An 18,134-nucleotide genomic window follows, 5' to 3' on the forward strand; every position below is an offset into this window, starting at 1 on the left:
CACGGACGAACGGTTCTGCCGGAGCCGCGCCGCCCGGTGCCGCCGCCTACTGCTTCCAGCTCGGAGGCTGGGCGGGGTCGAGCGTCCGCCACTGGGCGAGGACCTTCGGGTCCTGCGCGTCGAGCCAGTCGGTCAGCTCGCGGAAGGACACGCAGCGGACCTCCTTGCGGGGGCAGACCTCGCGCATCGTGTCCTCGGCGGCGTCCATGTAGATCCCGCCGTTCCAGTCCTCGAAGTGGTTTCCGATGAACAGCGGCGCACGGCTGCCGTGGAAGACCCGCTCGAAGCCCGCGACGTACGCGTTCCGGGCCTCCTTGCGCCACGTTTCGTACTTCGTGGGGTCGCCCTCGGTGCTGCCCTCGGACTGGTTGTAGAGGAAGTTGAAGTCCATGGACAGCACCTGGAAGTCCTTGCCGGGGAACGGCAGCATCTGCAACGGGAGGTCCCAGACGCCGTTCTTCTTGGACGGCCAGATCTGGAAGTCGCCCGGGGAGCTCGCGTCGTAGCGCCAGCCGAACGGCTTGGTGGCCGGCAGCAGGGTCTTCTGGCCCTCCAGACAGGGCGCACGCCCGCCGACGACCTCACGGGTGGGGTCGAAGGGGAGCGGATCGAGGTCCTTGAAACCGGTGTTCGTCTTCCAGTTCTGCACGAAGGAGTAGAACTGGCCGATCTCGCTGATCCACTCGTCCTTGCTCCAGTCCCCGCCGCCCTTCTTGTCGCAGAAGTGGCCGTTGAAATGGGACCCGATCTCGTTGCCCTCCCGCCAGGCCTCGCCGAGCTGCTCCAGCGTCATCCGGATGTGCTCGCGCGTCGGGTAGGAGATCGCGGCGGCTCCGGCCTTGTGCTGGGGCGGCTGGTAGAGGTCCCGCTTCTCCTTCGGGAGGAGGTAGATGCCGGTGAGGAAGAACGTCATGTGGGCATTGCTCTCCTTCGCCGCACGGCGGAAGCGCGAGAACATGTGGTCGTCGCCCTCCAGCGCGCCGTCCCAGGAGAACACCACGAACTGGGGCGGGCGCTCACCGGGCTTGAGCCGCTCGGCCTTCAGCTGCTCCGGCTGCGGCCCGGTGTAGGACGTGGAGCCGTCCCCGAGGATCTTGACCTTTCCGTCCCAGTCCTCCTCCGTGCTCCCTCCGCCCTTGGGATGTTCCCGGGCGGTCGGCTTCGGCGCGGCGACGGTGCGCGTGCCCTGCTGCGGGGTCCGGTCGTCCGAGGCGTTGTCGGACAGCAGCGGTACGAGCGCCGCGGAACCCGACACCACAAGACATACCGCGAGCCCCAGGACGATGCGGGGTGTGAGGCGGGCCCGTATTCGGCCGACGGTGGACTTGGCTCTGGTATCTGTCACTTCGTCATGGCTTCCGTGTATGTGTTCCAGATCTGGGCCGGGAGCTTTCCGTCGTCGGCCGGGCCACCGGCCAGCCCCTTGAGCGGCAGTGGCGCGAGGCTCTTCGTCAGGTCCATGCGGTAGACGACGACGGCGGTGGACGCTGCCGGGCCGTATCCGACGTACCAGCGCGCGGTGTCGTCCTCGGTGGTTCCGGTCTTGACGGCGACCGGAGTGGGGGTCGCGACACCGTTCCTGCCGCCCGGCCGGCTGAGCGATGCGGTGACCTCGTCGGCGACATCGGCCCGTACGGCGCGCCTCGGCCGCGGCAGGTCGAGCCGGACCGGCTCGCCGTTGCGGGTGACCTTGCGGACCGAGTACGGATCCATGTGCACGCCGTGGGCCGCGAACGTTCCGTACGCGTCGGCCATCCGGATGGCGCTGGGCGTGGAGTTGCCCATCGCGAACGCCGGAACGGGCGGGCCGAAGCTGGAAGGGAGCAGTCCCGACGCCTCGGCCGTACTGCGGACCTGCTGCAGGCCCGCGTCCATGCCGAGTTGGAGGAAGGGCGAATTCACGGACTTCGCCATGGCGTCGTGCAGGCTGATGCGGCCGTGGGAGACGTCGCCGTCGTTGTTGCCCTTGACCATCTTCCCGCTGCGGTCCCAGTAGGGGCCTTCGGGTGTCATCACCGGGATGTCGTCGTCGCCGTCGTACATGGTCGAGGGCACGACAGCGGAACGGGGACCGTTGCGCTGGTGCGACACACCGTGCTGCAGGCCGGCGGCGTAGACGAAGGGGGTGAACGCCGAACCGGCCGGGACGGTGCCCGCGTTGGATTCGTTGAACGCCTGCCGCTCGTAGTCCGGTCCCCCGTACACCGCGAGGATCCGGCCGTCCGGGGCGACGGACGCGGCACCGAAGCGGACGAACCGGTCGGCCTTGCGCTGCTCGGGGTCGAGCGCGCTGCGCGCGTCACGGACGGCCCGGGTGAGGGCGGTCATCCGCGGCTTCTCGAACGTCGTGTAGATCTGGTAGCCGCCGAGGTCGAAGCGCGCGTCGGAGATGTGCCCGACCCGCTTGGCGTACGACTCGGCGAGCTGGACGAGATAACCGTCCTGCCCGCCCGCGCTGTTCGGCCGGTGCGGGGGCTTCGGGTCGGGAAAGGTGGTGTACGTGGCGCGTTCGGCCGGGCTCAGTCTGCCGATCTCCACCATGCGGTCCAGCGTCCACCGCCACCGCGCGATGGCCCGTTTCCGGTTGTCGGGGTTGACGGCCGGGTCGTACAGCGAGGCCCCCTTGAGCAGGGAGGCGAGGAACGCGCCCTCGCTGGCGTTGAGCTGGGTGACCTCCTTGCCGTAGTAGGCCTGCGAGGCACGCTGGAGACCGTAGGTGCCACGGCCGAACCAGCTGGTGTTCAGGTACTCCTGGAGGATCTTGTCCTTGCTCAGGCGGCTGTCCAGCTTGACCGCCAGCAGCATCTCGGTGAACTTCCGCGAGAAGGACTGGTCCTGCGTCAGGTAGACGTTCTTGACGTACTGCTGGGTGATGGTGGACCCGCCCTGGGTGTCCCCGTCGCCGACCGTACGCCACAGCGCGCGGGTGATCCCTTGCGTCGATATGCCGTGGTCGGAGTAGAAGTTGGCGTTCTCCGCCGCCAGTACGGCCCACCGGACGTGGTCGGGGATCTTCGACAGGGGCATCTCCTGGCGGCTCACCCAGCCGGTCCGGGCCATCGGTGTGCCATCGGCCCAGTAGTAGACGGTGTCCTGCTGGGTGGCGAAGGCGTTGAGGTCCTCGGGTATGTCCGTGCGGGCGTAGGCGACCCCCACCACGGTCGCCAGTGTCGCGGTGAACATCAGGACCGAGCCGAGGACCAGCCGCCAGGAGGGCACCCATCTTCGCCAGCCGCGCCGGCCCGCGCGTGGATAGTCCGGTCTGCGTGGCAGGCGGGCGAATGGGCGCTTCGTCTGTTTCCGGCGCCCCGTTCCCGGGACCAGCACCGTCCGTGCGGCCCGCGCCGTCCTGCTGAAGATGTTGTGCTGTGTCATTCCGTCCAGCCATGACAGGCCGGGCCGGCCGCAGGTCGCGACCGTGCCCGTGCAGTGGTCATTGAGCGTCCGCCGCCACACGCCGGCACGTCGACTCTCCGCAGCAAAGGCCAAAGCATGACCGAGAGTTCTGTTGCGAAGTCACGTAAAGATAACAGGCCGTCGGAAGAGGTCGTGCCGGTCGGCCCTCCTCGTCATCGAGCCCGCCCGGTGACGGCCGGGCAGTACGGGCGGACCGGCATCGAACCGGCCAATTCGTTTCTCCCCGCTCGCCCGAGCCCACCGGAACACCGGGCTGTTTCCGCACCTTCACCGGCTCCGGCAGCGTCCGGCGGACAGGCAGGAGGAGGCGTCAAGCGCTGTTCCGGCCAACACCGACCCGTGCCGTGCGACAGGGACATGGTGGCACCAGGGCCCATTTGCCTAAGGTCTGAGAGCGCGCAGCTGGGCCGGCCGGTCGATCCACGCCATGGTCAAACGACGCATCGCACAGGGAGAAGCAGTGTCGCGTGTCAAACCCGTCCTGGCACGGGCCCTCCGTACAACTCCCTTACTCCGCCTGGACGTCGCCCACCGGGGTCGGGTGCGGCGTCTGGGACTGAAGCTCGAAGAACACGGCCCCACCGGATCGGTGAAGGACCGCAGCGCCGTCGGACTGCTGCGGGCGCTGCACGATGAACGGCCGCTCACCCCGGGAACGGTGGTGGTGGAATCCACCTCGGGCAACCTGGGCCTCGCCCTGGCCCGGCTGCTGCCGACGGTCGGCTGCGACTTCCTCGCCGTGGTCGACCTCAAGACCCCGCACGCCACCCGCCGCAGGCTCGCCGACAGCGGAGCCCGGGTGATCGTCGTCGACGAACCCGACGGTCTGGGCGGCTACCTGCTGAGCCGGCTGCGCCGGGTGCGCGAGCTGTGCGCGGACAACCCCGGATACCGCTGGCCCGACCAGTACGAGAACTGGGCCGCGCCCGACATCCACCGGCGCGTCACCGGTCCCGAACTCACCGAGCAGGCGGGACCGGATCTCGCCGCGGTGTACGTACCGGTCTCCACCGGCGGCACGCTGGCGGGCATCGGCGCCCACCTGCGCGAGCACCGGCCCGACGTCGCCGCGGTCGCCGTGGACGTACGCGGCTCACTGGCCGTCTCGGGCAGCGCCGGACGACGTCTGGTCCCGGGCATCGGAGCGAGCCGGCCGTCCGTCTTCCTGAGGGCACCTCACAGCTACGACCGCGCGGTGCACGTCGACGACATCGAGGCGATAGCCGTCTGCCGGATCATCGCCGAGGACGTCGGGCTCGCACTCGGCGGCTCCAGCGGTTGCGCCGTGCGAGCGATGCTGAGCGACCAGGAAGAGGCCGTGCCGGACGGCCGCCTCGTGGTCTGCCTGGCCGCGGACGGCGGCGCCAAGTACCGCGACACCCTCTACTCCGACGACTGGGCGACCGAACAGGGTGTAGCCAAGGAGATCACCTCCGCCGTGGCACGACTGCGCAGCGAAGGACTCTTCTTCGACCGGAAGCACCAGGAGCACTGAACATGGGCACCAGCACCACCCTTGACCGGCAGCGGACGCGCCCCGGCCCCCGGCAGTTCCTGCCGCTGGTGCAGGGCGCCACGCTGATCGAATGGACCGGAACGGGCCTCTTCCTCGCCGTCTCGACCATCTACTTCGTCAAGGTCGCCCATCTCAGCACCTCGTCCGTCGGTACCGGCCTGACCATCGGCGGGGCCGTCGCCATCGCCACCGCCGTGCCCATTGCCCGGCTGGCCGGACGGTTCGGGCCGAAGCCGGTGCTGATCGGTGTGATGCTGCTGCGCGCACTGGCCACCGTCGGCTACCTCTGGGTGGACGGCTGGTGGAGCTTTCTCCTCGTGGTCGCGGTCATCGCCGTCACCGAGCAGTCCTCACCCCCACTGGTCCAGTCGTACGTCGGGGCACGCGCCCCGGAGAGCCTGCGCGCGAAGGTCATGGCCGTGCAGCGCACCGTCGTCAACCTCGGCATCAGCCTGGGCGGGCTGATCGCCGGAGTCGCCCTGGGTTCCGGCGCGCCGGGAGCCTTCCGGCCACTGCTGATCGGTGGCGCACTCGCCTATGTGGCGGTGGCCGCGGTGTACGCCACCGCGCGGCGCGAGGAAGCCGTGACGGCCGTGGGGAGCGCCCGGGTGGCGGATCTGCTCAAGGACCGCCGACTGCTGGGCTTCACCGCGTACAACGCGCTGGTGTCGCTCTGGATGCCGGTGCTCAATGTGGCCTTCCCGCTCTGGCTGGTCACCGAGACGGACGTGCCGGAGCGCTATGTCGGCATCCTGTACGCCGTCAACACCGTGCTGTGCATCGCTCTCCAGTACCCGCTCAACCGCTGCTACAGCACCACCCGCCGGGCATGGTTCTCGTACGCGGCCGCGGCACTGCTGCTGAGCGGGGGCGCCCTGGCCTTCGCCGCCGCGCCCGGCTTCGGGGCCCGGGAGGCGCTGCTGGTGCTCGGCGCGGCCGTCGTCCTTCTGACGTTCGCCGAACTGCTCCAGGTCGGTGCCTCGTGGACCCTCTCCTTCGACCTGGCACCGGAAGAGGCGCGCAGCGCCTATCTGGTGCTGTTCAACACCAGCCGCACGGTGGCCAACCGGGTCGCGGGCCCGGTGCTGATGACCGGCGTCGTCCTCGCCCTCGGCACGGCCGGCTGGATCGCGCTCGCCTGCGTACTGCTGCTCGGCGCGCTCGTCCCCTTCGCGATGCTCCGCGCAGCGCAGGCCACCGGCGACTGAACCCGCCCTCGCACCGTCCCCACCACAACCGACCCACTCTCCAAGGAGCCCCGCCCGTCATGGACTTCGAGCAATACCCCGACAGCCACTTCCGCTATCTGACCCGCGCGGACGTCATCGAGGCCGCCCGCGACGTGGACATCGTGGCGGCGGTGGCCGAGGCGCTCAGGCTGCACTCCGCCGGACAGTCCGTCCTTCCCGAGGAGGCCTATCTCGGCTGGACCACCCCGCAGGGCGACTCGGCCAGGCTGCTGGCCATGCCCGGCGCCCTCGCCCAGGAGGGGCGGCCGCCGGTCGTCGGCATGAAGACCATCAACGCCTCGATCGGCAACCCGGGGCGCGGCATCCCCCGCTCCCAGGGCTTCACCCTGCTCCTCGACCCGGAGACCGCCCGGCCCCTCGCCCTGATGGAGGCCGCCTACATCAGCGCGATGCGCACCGCTGCGGTGACCGCGCTCGCGGTGCGCCATCTGGCGGTGGCAGAACCGCGCGGGCTGGCACTCCTCGGCTGCGGCGCCCTCGCGCAGGCGCACAGCGCGCTGCTGCTGCGCACCGTCCCCACCCTGCGCCGCATCACGCTGTACGACGTGGCGCCCGACCGCGCGAAGTCCGTCGCCCACCACATCGCCTCGCTGCCCGGTGCGGCGGACATCGAGACGGTGGTGGCCGACGGGCCGCGCGAGGCGGTGCGGGACGCCGAACTCGTCGTGCCCGTCACCACGGTGACCCAGGGATACATCGAACCGGACTGGCTGCGGCCCGGCGCGCTGGTCTGCCATGTCTCGCTGGACGACCTCACCGAGGCGGCCGTGCTCTCGGCCGGCACGGTGATCGTCGACGACTGGAGCCTGGTCCGTGACGACCCGCGACGGCTGCTCGGCCGGATGCACCGGGCGGGCACCCTGCTCGGCCCCGACGGCACCCCGCGGCAAGGAGTGACCGCCCGGCCGGAGGCCCGCCGCGTCGACGGCACGCTCGGCGATGTGCTCGCCGGGCGGCACCCGGGCCGCCGCGACCAGGACGAGATCGTGATCAGCAACCCGTTCGGGATGTCGATCCTCGACGTCGCCGTGGCGGACCGCATCCACGCCCGCGCCGAAGCCGCCGGTCTCGGCGCCCGGCTCACGCTCTGAGGGGGATCCGCATGACGATCGATCAGAACATCCAGGAGATCAACCGCACCATGTGGTCGTACGGCGAGTACCGGCACGTCGCCGATCTGCTGCGGCCGGGCGCCGTCGAGCTGGTCGACCGGCTCGCCCCCGCGCCGGACACCGCCCATCTCGACGTCGCCACCGGCAACGGCAACGTCGCGCTGCTGTCCGCCCTGCGCGGCTGCCTCGTCACCGGACTCGACCTGACCGACGAGTTCTTCCCCGACGCACGCGAACGGTTCGCACAGGCCGGTGTCAAGGTGGAACTGCGCCGCGGTGACGCCCAGGAACTCCCCTTCGCCGACGCCTCGTTCGACCTGGTGACCTCCACCTACGGAATCCAGTTCGCGCCCGACCACGCCGCGTCGGGCGGGGAGATCTCCCGGGTGCTGCGGCCGGGCGGCCGGATCGGCATGTGCAACTGGACGGCACGCAGCTGGACCGCGCACTTCCAGGAGATCCTCTCCGCCTACTTCCCCTCGCCCAACGGGCATCAGGGACAGCCCATGCTGTGGGGCTCACCGGACTACCTCGCCGAACTCCTCGGTCCCGAATTCACGATCACCTCCGAACGACGGGAACTCTTCTACCCGTTCGGCGCGGCCGAGGACCTGGTGACCTTCTTCGAGAACTGCTTCGGCCCCTGCATCGCGGCGAGGAACACCATCTCGCCGCCCTCGCGATGGAAGGAACTGCGGGCGGAAATGGTCGAGATGACCAAGGGGTTCCACACCACGGACGAACGCGGCACGGGCGTGCCCGCCGAGTACCTGCTGGTCGTCGCCGAGAAGCGGACGGCCCGGTGATCGGCCTGCCCGAGCACTACCCGCGGCTCCCGCTGGCCGAAGGGGCGCGGGAGAGCGCCGTCGCCGCGGCACTCACCCGCCATGAACCGTACGAGCTGGACGAAGCCGTCCACGCCCACGTCGAGCGGTTCGCGGCCGCGGACCCCGACCGGACCGCGATCGAGGACGGCGACGTCTCCCTCGGATACGGCCGGCTGGCCGACCTGATGCGTCGCACCGCGGCGCAGCTGGCGGCTGCCGGGATCCGGGACGGGCAGATCGTCGCGGTCGGCGGCCGGCGCGGCGCCGACGTCGTCGTGGCCTTCCTCGCCCTGGAGCTGCTCGGCGCCGTCTACCTGCCGGTCGACGCGAGCTGGCCCGCCGCCCGCGTCGAAACCCTGCTCACCGACAGCGGCGCGGCACTGATGCTGACCACCGGCGCGCCGGCGGACAGCGGGGAGCTGGTCAAGGGCGCCGGTGCGGCCGGCGTACCCACCACGACACCGCGGCCGGCGGAGCCTCCGTACACCCGGACCCTGCCGCCGGCCCCCGACGAGGTGCGCTACGTCCTCTACACCTCGGGGTCGACCGGCCGTCCCAAGGCCGCGATCGTCGAGCACCGGGGGATGCTCAACCACCTCCGGGCCAAGATCGACGACCTCGGGCTGACCGCGGACGACCGGCTGGCCCAGACCGCACCGCTGAGCTTCGACATCTCCGTCTGGCAGATGCTCGCCCCGTTGCTCGTCGGCGGCCGGGTACAGATCTTCGCCGACGAGCAGGCACAGGACGGCGCCCTGCTGCTGGAGGAGCTGCGCGGACGCGGAACCACGGTGCTGGAGACCGTGCCCACACTGATCCGCTTCCTGCTCGACGCCCAGGAGACCGCGGGAATCCGGCCCGGCGCGCTGCGCTGGATGATCGCCACCGGCGAGGAACTGCCACCGGCGCTGGCCCGGCGGTGGCACGACACCCTGCCGGGGATCCGGCTGCTCAACGCGTACGGCCCCACCGAGTGCTCGGACGACGTCACCCATGCCGAACTCGGCCCTCCGGCCGCCGGAATACGCCATCTGCCGATCGGCTCGCCCATCGGCAACGCCGAACTGTACGTACTGCGCGAGGAGAACGGGCAGTGGCACGCCTGTGCGCACGGGGAGACGGGGGAGCTGTTCGTCGGGGGACTCGTCGTGGGACGCGGGTACCTCGGTGACCCGGAGCGCACCGCGCTCGCCTTCTTCACCGACCCCTTCGGCGCCGACGGCGGACGCCTCTACCGCACCGGGGACGCCGTACGCGTACTGCCGGACGGCCAACTGGAGTACCTGGGCCGGGTGGACCGGCAGGTGAAGGTCGGCGGCGTACGCATGGAGCTCGCCGAGATCGAGGCGGTACTCGGCGGCCACCCCGGAATCGCCGCCTGCGCCGTCATCGTCCACACCCCCGACGACAGCGGAGCCCTGGTCGTCCGGGAGAGCGCCCACACCCCGGCGGCCGGGCAGCCGCCCCGGCTCGTCGCCTACGTCACCGCCTCCGGCGACGAGCCGGCGGAGGCATCGCTGCGCGCCCATCTGAGCGACCGGCTTCCCGCCCCCATGGTGCCGCACACCTTCGTCGTCCTGCCCCGGCTCCCACTCACCCGCAACGGCAAGACGGACTACAAGGCCCTGCCCGCACCACCGCGCCGCAGCCGCCCCGACACCCGCCCGTACACCCCACCGCGGGGCGAGGCGGAGACCGCCGTCGCGGCGGTCGTCGCCGGGCTCCTCGGCACCGGACGGGTCGGCAGGAACGACAGGTTCCTGGAACTGGGCGGCGACTCGCTGCTCGCCATGCGGCTGGTCGCCGCCCTGCGCGAGACCGGATCGGCGGCCGGTCTGCGTGACGTGCTGCGCGACGGCAGCCCCGCCGCGCTCGCCGCGCTCGGCCACGACCGGCGGCCCACGACCGCTGCCCGCACGGCGACGGCACGGGACGACGCGCCCCGCACCCGGCCGCTCACCCCGCAGCAGGCCGGGGTCTACTTCCACTGGCGGCTCGACCCGCTCAGCCCCTACTACAGCTACCAGGGCTCCCTGGAACTCGACGGGCCCCTCGACGTGGCACGGCTGGCACGGGCCTGGCAACTGCTGCTCGCCGAGAATCCCCTGCTCCTCGCCCGGTTCGCCGAGACCGACGAGGCGGACGGGCGGGAAGCGGGGCACGAGGTGGTGCACCACTACCCGCACTGGGAGGTGCCGCTGCCCGCGAGCGCCCGGGACATCACCGCGGAGGCATTCCGCACGGTGGCCGCCGAGGAGGCGGCCAGGCCCTTCGACCTCCTCACCGAACCGGCCCTGCGGACCGGGCTGTTCCGACTGCCCGGCGGACAGCACCGACTCCTGGTCACCATGCACGAACTGCTCCTCGACGGCTGGGGAGCGACCGTGCTGTTCCAGCGGCTGGCCGAACTCTACGAACAACGCCCCGCCGGGCCCGACCCCGAACGTGCCACCCGCTACGACCGCTATCTCGACCACTTGGCGGAGCGGCTGGCCGGCGAGGAGGTGGCCGAGGCGGGGGAGTACTGGCTGCGCCGCCTCGCGGGCGACCTCCCGGCACTCCGGATCGCCCAGAAACCGCGGCCCGCCACACCCGCCTACCGGGGCGAGATCACCGAGGCGGTCATCGACGAGCAACTCTCCCGGCGGCTGCGCGACACCGCGCTGGCCGCCTCCGCCACCGCCTTCGTACCGCTGCTGGCCGCCTACGCACTGGCCCTGAGCTACTACAGCGACGCCGACGACGTGATCATCGGCGCCCCGATGGCGGGGCGGGAGCGGCCGGAGACCGCCGACGTGCCCGCCTTCATGCTCGCCATGCTGCCACTGCGCCTGGACATCGACCCGGCCGCCACCCTCGCGGAGTTCACCGCACAGGTGAGGGAGACGGTGTACGACGCCTACGCCGCCGCCGAGCACCCCTTCGGCTGGACACTGCGGCGGCTTCCGGCCGCCTCGCGGAGCTCATCGGCGACCCCGGTCTTCCAGACCATGCTCAACATGCTGCCCTACCCGGCGCGCGCCACCACCGCGTCGGACGTCCGGTTCCGCTTCGTCGAACTGGACACCGGCTACACCAAGTACGACTGCGCCCTGTACGTACAGCCGCACGGCCCCGGCGGCCTGCTGCTCCAGTACGCCTACCAGCAGGAGCTGCTCGACGCACCGGCCGCCCGCAACGTACTGGAATCCACACTGATCGCGCTGCGGGCCCTCACCGACCCGGAGCGCGCCGAGCACACCACCGTTCGTTCCCTCGATCTGCTGCCCGGAGACGATCACCGATGAACACGCCGACCCTGCTGGAACGCTTCGCCGAGCAGGTGGCGGCCCACCCCCGGGCCGTCGCCCTGCGCCACACCGGCACCACCGTCACCTACCGCGAACTCGACGAATGGAGCGGCCGGCTGGCCGCCCGGCTCACCGCCAAGGGCATCGGTCCCGGCTCGCTGGTGGCACTCGCCGCCCAGCGCGGCCCCGCCGCCGTCGCCGGAGTCCTCGCCGTACTGAAGACCGGCGCCGCCTACCTCGGGCTGGACCCCGCGATACCCGTGCGACGGCAGCGCCGGATGGTGGAGGAGACCGGACCGCACTGCGTGCTGGCCGAGCCGGGACTCGACCAGTTCCCCACCCTGGACGCGCCGCGCGTCACCCTGGCGCCCCTCACCGAGGGCCCGCTGCACCAGGCCCCCGAGCAGGAGCCCGACGAGGACGCCCTGTTCCACATCGTCTACACCTCGGGGACGACCGGAAACCCCAAGGGCGTACGCATCAGCCGCCGTTCGGTCCGGGGCCGGCTGGAGTGGATGTGGCAGGACCACCCGTTCCCGGAGAACGCGGTGCTCGCCGTCCAGAAGTCCCTGGCACTGGTCGCCTCGCCCTGGGAGCTGCTGGGCGGACTGCTCAAGGGCGTCCCGTCCGTCGTGCTCGCCACCGACGAACTCCTCGATCCGGCACTCTTCGCCGCCGCCGTCGAGCAGGAACGGATCACCCATCTCTTCCTGACCCCGCAGCTCATCGCCGGACTGCTGGAGGAGAGCGCCGGTCGCCCCGGCGGGCACCGGCCGGTCCTGGTCACCAGCGGCGCCGACACCCTGCCCGTGGACACCGTCCTGCGCTTCCGCGAGGTCTGGCCCGACGCCACCCTGCTCAACCTGTACGGCATGACCGAGACCGCCTCCAACGTCGCCGCGTACGACACCGCCCGACTTCCCGCCGACGCCGAACGCGTCCCCGTCGGCAGCCCCGTGGCGGGCGCCTCGCTCTCGGTCCGCGACCGGCTCGGCCGACGGCTGCCGAGCGGTGTGGGCGGCGAGGTGTGGATCTCCGGAACGCCACTGGCCCTCGGCTATGTCGGCGGCGACGACGAGGACCGCTTCACCACCGACGACGCCGGGGTCCGGCACTACCGCACCGGTGACCGGGGCCGCCAACTCCCAAACTCCGTGATGGAGATCACCGGCCGCGCCGACAATCAGATCAAGGTGCGCGGCTATCGCGTCGAGCTGGAGGAGATCGAGGCCACCCTGCGCAAGGCACCGGACGTCACCGACGCGGGAGCCTACGCGGAGAGCGAGGACGGCGAGACACGCATCGTCGCCTGTGTCACCGCCGACGAGGAGACCGGCGCCGCCGCACTGCGCGCCCATCTGCGCGACCGGCTGCCCGACTACATGCTGCCCGCCCGCATCCAGCAGGTCCCACAGCTCCCGCGCAGCACCAACGGCAAGCTGGACCGCACCGCCCTGCGCACACTCGTGGCAGGCATCGGGCAGGAACAGGCGGCCGGATTCACCCCGTCCGACGCCACCGAGACCGCCGTCGCCGCGCTCTGGCAGGAACTGCTCGGCGCCCCGCCCGCGTCGGCGGACCAGAACTTCTTCGACGCCGGAGGCCATTCCCTGCTCGCCGTACGGCTCGCCAACCGGCTGGCGACGACGGCGGGCCGCCGGGTGCCGCTGCGCCGCATCCTCGGCGCACCGACCGTCACCGCGATCGCCGCCCTGTGCCGCGACATCCAGCAGGAGGAGCAGATATGAACGTCCCATGGCTGACCGTGCCGGGCGAGCAGCCGCAGGGCGCCGCCACCGGCACCCTCGCCGTCTGCTTCGCACCCACCGGCGCCCACGGTTCCACGTTCGCGAGCTGGCGCGGCCGGCTTCCCGAGGACACGACCCTTGCCTTCGTCGCACCGCCGGGCCGCGGCACCCGCGTCGACGAGGAGCCCGTCATCGACATGGCCGCCTACGCCGAGGCGACGGCGGCCGGGATCCGTGAACTGCGGGGCGGGCGGCGGCTGGTGCTGATCGGAGTCAGCCTCGGCGCCCTGCTGGCGTACGAGACCTGCCGCCGGCTGCTCGACTCGGGGGTGCCCGTCGCACGGCTGTGCGCCGTGGCCGGGCAGTGCCCCGGCGACTTCCACGGCCGTGGCGAGGAAGTGACCGTCGAGGACGCCCGTGCCTTCGTCGCCGGGACCGGACTGACCGACCCGGAGCTGCTGGCGGACCCCGAGTTCGAGGAGGTGCTGCTGCCTCCCGTCATCGCCGATCTGCGGCTGGCCGCCGGGTACGACGGCCGCCGCGGAGCCGTTCCGCAGGTCGAGCTGCGCGCGGTGTGGGCCACCGAGGACCCGCACGTGCCCGAGGTCACCGTGCGCCGCTGGGCCGAGTGGACCGGGGGCGACTGCACCCTGATGTCCGTCGAGGGCGGCCACTACGCCCACCAGGAGAACCCGGCCGCGGTCATCTCCGCCTGCCTCGACGGACTCCCCGGAACCCGGCCGTCACGGCGCTCCGTGCTCGGTGCCGGGGCGACGGCCGTCGCGTCCACGGTGCTGGGCCTCGGCGCGGTGGCCTCGTCGGCACCCGCAGCGCGGGCCGACGCGGCGACGGGGACGGGCAGCGTCCCCTTCGACGGCGATCCCACCGACCCCGTGGGCCTCGCCGTCGCCATGATCCGCCAGAACACCAGCAACCCCGGCGACGGTGCGGTCACCCTGCCGCTCGCCCGGATGCTCCAGGGCATCTTCCGGGCCGCCGGGGTCGGCACCGAGATCGTGCCCACTCCGAAGGACGGCAACGTCCACTTCTTCGCCCGCGTCCCCGGCAGCGGACCGGCCACGAAGAAGCCCCTGGTCCTGCTCGGCCACTCCGACGTGGTGCCCGCCATCGGCGACACCTGGGAGACGGACCCCTTCGCCGGCGAGATCAGGGACGGCAAGCTGTACGGCCGCGGCTCGCTGGACATGAAGGGCGTCAACGCCGCCTTCGTCGCCGCTCTGCTGCGCCATGTCCGCGAGGGAGCGGCCTTCGACCGCGACATCGTCTTCTGGTCCGACTGCGACGAGGAACAGGGCCCCTACGGCGTGCGCTGGTTCCTCACGGAACATCCCGGCAAGGTGACGGCGGGTGCGGTCATCACCGAGGGCGGCTGGGTACTCGACCAGCGCGACGGCACCACGCCCATGATCGCCTCGCTCACCTGCAACGACAAGCGCTCCCTGCTGCTGCGCCTGGAGACGGCCTCGTACGCCACCCACACGTCCAAGCCGTTCAGCGGACAGGCGGTGATCCGGCTGGGCGAGGTGCTCGACCAGCTCGGGCAGTGGCGTGCCCACATCCGTCCGAACGCACTGTCCCGGCGGTACTTCGCCGAACTGGCCGAGGCCACCACCGACCAGCCCTTCGCCCAGGCTCTCCGGGAGATGCTCGGCGCCCGCACGGACCGGCAGCGGGACAGAGCGGGGGAAGCGGTGGTGCGGCTCAGCGGGACCCCGGAGCTGCACAACGCGATGCTGCGGACCACGCTCGCCTTCACGGCCGCCCGGTCCGGCTACTACCCGAGCATCGTGCCGGGCACGGCGACCGCGGAGTTCCGGGCCGCCTTCCTGCCGGGGGCCGAGGACCCCGGACGCATCGTCGCCGAACTGCGCTCGCTGATCGGCAACCGGGCGACGCTGAGTGTCGTCGGCAACCCCGGTGAGACCGAGCAACAGGCCCTGGACCGGCTGCGCGGCTATCTGGCCACGCCCGACTCCGACTACGACACGGACGTCTTCCGCGCCTGGCAGAGCGCCGTACGCCGGACCCACCCCGGAGTACGGGCCACCGCCTGCCAGTTCGAGGCGGTCACCAGCGCGGTGCCGTTCCGGGAACAGAACGTACCCGTGTACGGCATGTATCCGTTCACCGTGAACCGGGACATGCTCAAGCGCATGCACGGCACCGACGAACACATCGGCGTCGAAGCACTGCGGCAGGGCACCGAGACCGTCTACCAACTCCTGGCCGGGCTGCGTACCGACGCCTGAGCCCCTGACGCACCGCGCGGGCGTGCCCCGGCATGCGCGCCCGCGCGGTGCGTCGGACCGTCATCCCACGCTGACCCAGTCCAGGGTGCGTTCCACGGCCCGCTTCCAGTTCGCGTACCCCTCCGCCCGCCGGTCCTCGCTCCACTGCGGCTCCCAGCGCTTCGACTCCTGCCAGTGTTCTCGCAACTCGCCCTGGTCCTGCCAGAATCCGGTGGCCAGCCCGGCCGCGTAGGCGGCACCGAGCGCGGTCGTCTCGGCGACGACCGGGCGGCTGACGGGGACGCCGAGCACATCCGCCTGGATCTGCATGCAGAGGTCGTTGGCCGTGACCCCGCCGTCGACCTTGAGCACGTCGAGGTGGACGCCGGAGTCCTGTTCCATCGCCTCCACCACATCCCGGCTCTGGTAGCAGATGGCCTCCAGAGTGGCCCTCGCCAGATGGCCGTTGGTGTTGTAGCGGGCCAGGCCGACGATGGCGCCCCGGGCGTCCGAGCGCCAGTACGGTGCGAAGAGACCCGAGAAGGCCGGCACGAAGTACATCCCGCCGTTGTCCTCGACGGTCCGGGCGAGGTGTTCGCTCTCGCTCGCGCTCGTGATGATCTTCATCTGGTCCCGCAGCCACTGCACCGCGGACCCGGTGACCGCGATGGAGCCCTCCAGGGCGTAGACCGGCGGACTCTGCCCGAATCGGTAGGCGACGGTGGTGAGCAGGCCGTGCTTCGACCGGATCGGTTCCGTTCCGGTGTTGAGCACGAGGAAGTTGCCGGTGCCGTACGTGTTCTTCGCCTCGCCCGGCTCGAAGCACACCTGTCCCACCGTCGCCGCCTGCTGGTCGCCGAGCACCCCGGTGATCGGGATCGCGGCGCGCAGCGGCCGGGACGTGCGCGTGCGGCCGTACGCCTCCGCGTCGGAGGAGGGCCGGATGGCCGGGAGCATCGCCCGGGGGATGCCGAAGATGTCCAGCAGCTCGTCGTCCCAGTCGAGCGTCTCCAGATTCATCAGCATCGTCCGGCTGGCGTTGGTCACATCCGTGGCGTGGATACCGCCGTCGGGTCCGCCGGTGAGGTTCCACAGCACCCAGCAGTCCGTGTTCCCGAACACCGCGTGCCCCTGCTCCGCGGCGGCGCGGACCCCGTCGACATTGTCGAGGATCCACTTGATCTTCCCGCCGGAGAAGTAAGTGGCCAAAGGGAGCCCCGACTTGCGCCTGATGACCTCGCCGTGCCCCTCGTTCTCCAGTGCCTTGGCGATCGAGTCGGTGCGGGTGTCCTGCCACACGATGGCGTTGCAGTACGGACGGCCGGTGCGGGGGTCCCAGACGACGGTCGTCTCGCGCTGGTTGGTGATCCCGATGGCGGCGAGATCGGTGGCGCTCAGACCACCGGTGCGCAGAGCGGTCTGCATCACCGAGTTGGTGCGCTCCCAGATCTCCACCGGATCGTGCTCCACCCAGCCCGACCGGGGCAGGATCTGCTCGTGCTCCAACTGGTGTCTGGCCACTTCGTTCCCGCCGTGATCGAAGATCATGAAGCGGCTGCTGGTGGTGCCTTGGTCCACTGCGCCGATGAAGTCCGCCATGGCATGCTGCCTCTCCTGAGTCCGGGCCCGGTGATGGAACCGGGCGTCACTTCTCCGGCGGTAGCGGGATGCTGCCCTCCGGCTCCGGTTCGGCCGTGGGCAGGAAGCGGCTGATGAAGATCTTGTAGACGAAGGCTCCCAGCGGGCCGCCGACGAGCGGTCCCACGATCGGCACCCAGAAGTAGAAGTTCCCGTACTGATCGCGCCACGCCCCTCCGTAGCCGGTCAGGAAGCTCGCGAGACGGGGGCCGAGGTCACGGGCCGGATTGATCGCGTACCCGGCATTGGTCCCGAAGGCCATGCCGATGGCCACCACGATGAGTCCCACGATGAAGGGACCGAGGTTGGAGCCCGGCGGGGTGCTGAGGAGATCCGTGACCGCGAAGATCAGCAGTACGAGGATGGCGGTGCCGATGACCTGGTCCCGGAACGCCCCCCATTCGTGGACCGGAAGCGCGGGGTTTCCGTTGGCGGGCAGGGTGGAGAACACGATCTGCGTCTTGATCGTGTGCCCGGGGTCCGCCTTCGCCAGCGCCTCCGTGTAGTTCCAGCGCACCAGCAGCGCCGCGACGAACGCCCCCGCGAGCTGCGCGAGGGAGTAGGGCGCCACCTTCTTCCAGGGGAAGTCCTTGAAGGTGGCGAGCGAGAGAGTCACCGCCGGATTGAGATGGGCTCCGCTCAGTCTGGCCGCCACATAGACGCCCAGAGTGACTCCGAGACCCCAAGCCCAGGCGATGCTGTCGTGATTTCCGAGGCCACCCGCCGGATCGGTGAGCGCACCGCCAGCCACGACCTGGGCCACGACACCGCAGCCGAAGAGGATCAGAATCATCGTGCCGAGAAACTCCGCCGAGAGTTCCCCGACGATTCCGGACTTCTTGAGCCGCTCCATAGGGGTCTCGCTTTCTGTCGATCAACGACTCCTGGCGGCATAGATCCACATCTGAGCGTAAATGGCGGAAATTGGTTCCGCACTCGGTGGCGGACACGCCGTTTCCGCACCCGCCGGAGCCGGAGCCCGGCGCGGTCTCAGCTTGGCGTTTAACGTCGCAGGTCACTCGGCCTACTGATCTGCGGTTCTTTCCGGGACAGCGGAGGCGGCCGTTCTTCACACTTCGAGATGTCG

Annotated in this window: 11 protein-coding genes; 7 read left to right on the forward strand and 4 right to left on the reverse strand. The window is 71.0% G+C overall.

The window, feature by feature from the left end:
• Nucleotides 1-46: 46 nt before the first annotated feature.
• Together ACFV8T_RS41130 and ACFV8T_RS41135 are read right to left on the reverse strand one after the other, a co-directional pair.
• Entirely contained in the window at nt 47-1,345 is a 1,299-nt protein-coding gene (locus ACFV8T_RS41130; protein ID WP_385337846.1) for a hypothetical protein, read from the reverse strand.
• Nucleotides 1,342-3,375, reverse strand: a complete 2,034-nt coding sequence (locus ACFV8T_RS41135) for a transglycosylase domain-containing protein (RefSeq protein ID WP_385337849.1) — start codon at nt 3,373-3,375, stop codon at nt 1,342-1,344. The genes ACFV8T_RS41130 and ACFV8T_RS41135 overlap by 4 nt, the downstream gene beginning before the upstream one ends.
• A 469-nt stretch (nt 3,376-3,844) precedes the next feature.
• On the opposite strand from ACFV8T_RS41135, the gene ACFV8T_RS41140 reads away from it, so the two are divergent.
• The 7 genes from ACFV8T_RS41140 to ACFV8T_RS41170 are packed head-to-tail and all read left to right on the forward strand — an operon-like array spanning nt 3,845 to nt 15,430.
• Nucleotides 3,845-4,912 (forward strand): pyridoxal-phosphate dependent enzyme, encoded by a 1,068-nt coding sequence (locus ACFV8T_RS41140; protein ID WP_385337852.1) that lies wholly within the window; start codon nt 3,845-3,847, stop codon nt 4,910-4,912.
• 2 nt (nt 4,913-4,914) lie between these two features.
• The gene (locus ACFV8T_RS41145; RefSeq protein ID WP_385337853.1) at nt 4,915-6,141 is read left to right on the forward strand and encodes an MFS transporter; all 1,227 of its coding nucleotides are present in this window, start codon (nt 4,915-4,917) and stop codon (nt 6,139-6,141) included.
• Nucleotides 6,142-6,200: 59 nt separating this feature from the next.
• Complete coding sequence (locus ACFV8T_RS41150; protein WP_385337856.1) at nt 6,201-7,274, forward strand: ornithine cyclodeaminase family protein; 1,074 nt, start codon at nt 6,201-6,203, stop codon at nt 7,272-7,274.
• 11 nt (nt 7,275-7,285) lie between these two features.
• The gene (locus tag ACFV8T_RS41155) at nt 7,286-8,101 is read left to right on the forward strand and encodes a class I SAM-dependent methyltransferase (protein ID WP_385337859.1); all 816 of its coding nucleotides are present in this window, start codon (nt 7,286-7,288) and stop codon (nt 8,099-8,101) included.
• On the forward strand, nt 8,098-11,409 hold the full coding sequence (locus ACFV8T_RS41160) for an amino acid adenylation domain-containing protein (RefSeq protein WP_385337861.1): 3,312 nt from the start codon (nt 8,098-8,100) through the stop codon (nt 11,407-11,409). Before ACFV8T_RS41155 ends, ACFV8T_RS41160 begins: the two co-directional genes overlap by 4 nt.
• On the forward strand, nt 11,406-13,160 hold the full coding sequence (locus tag ACFV8T_RS41165) for an AMP-binding protein (protein WP_385337864.1): 1,755 nt from the start codon (nt 11,406-11,408) through the stop codon (nt 13,158-13,160). Before ACFV8T_RS41160 ends, ACFV8T_RS41165 begins: the two co-directional genes overlap by 4 nt.
• Nucleotides 13,157-15,430 (forward strand): M20/M25/M40 family metallo-hydrolase, encoded by a 2,274-nt coding sequence (locus ACFV8T_RS41170; RefSeq protein WP_385337867.1) that lies wholly within the window; start codon nt 13,157-13,159, stop codon nt 15,428-15,430. The genes ACFV8T_RS41165 and ACFV8T_RS41170 overlap by 4 nt, the downstream gene beginning before the upstream one ends.
• Nucleotides 15,431-15,490: 60 nt before the next feature.
• Here the strand turns inward: ACFV8T_RS41170 and glpK are convergent, their stop codons facing one another.
• Together glpK and ACFV8T_RS41180 are read right to left on the reverse strand one after the other, a co-directional pair.
• Nucleotides 15,491-17,008, reverse strand: coding sequence for a glycerol kinase GlpK (glpK, locus tag ACFV8T_RS41175; protein WP_385337870.1), 1,518 nt, complete (start codon nt 17,006-17,008; stop codon nt 15,491-15,493).
• Nucleotides 17,009-17,054: 46 nt separating this feature from the next.
• Nucleotides 17,055-17,900, reverse strand: coding sequence for an MIP/aquaporin family protein (locus ACFV8T_RS41180; protein ID WP_385337873.1), 846 nt, complete (start codon nt 17,898-17,900; stop codon nt 17,055-17,057).
• Nucleotides 17,901-18,134 lie beyond the last annotated feature (234 nt).

The organism is Streptomyces sp. NPDC059832 (assembly GCF_042731715.1).
Lineage (GTDB): Bacteria > Actinomycetota > Actinomycetes > Streptomycetales > Streptomycetaceae > Streptomyces.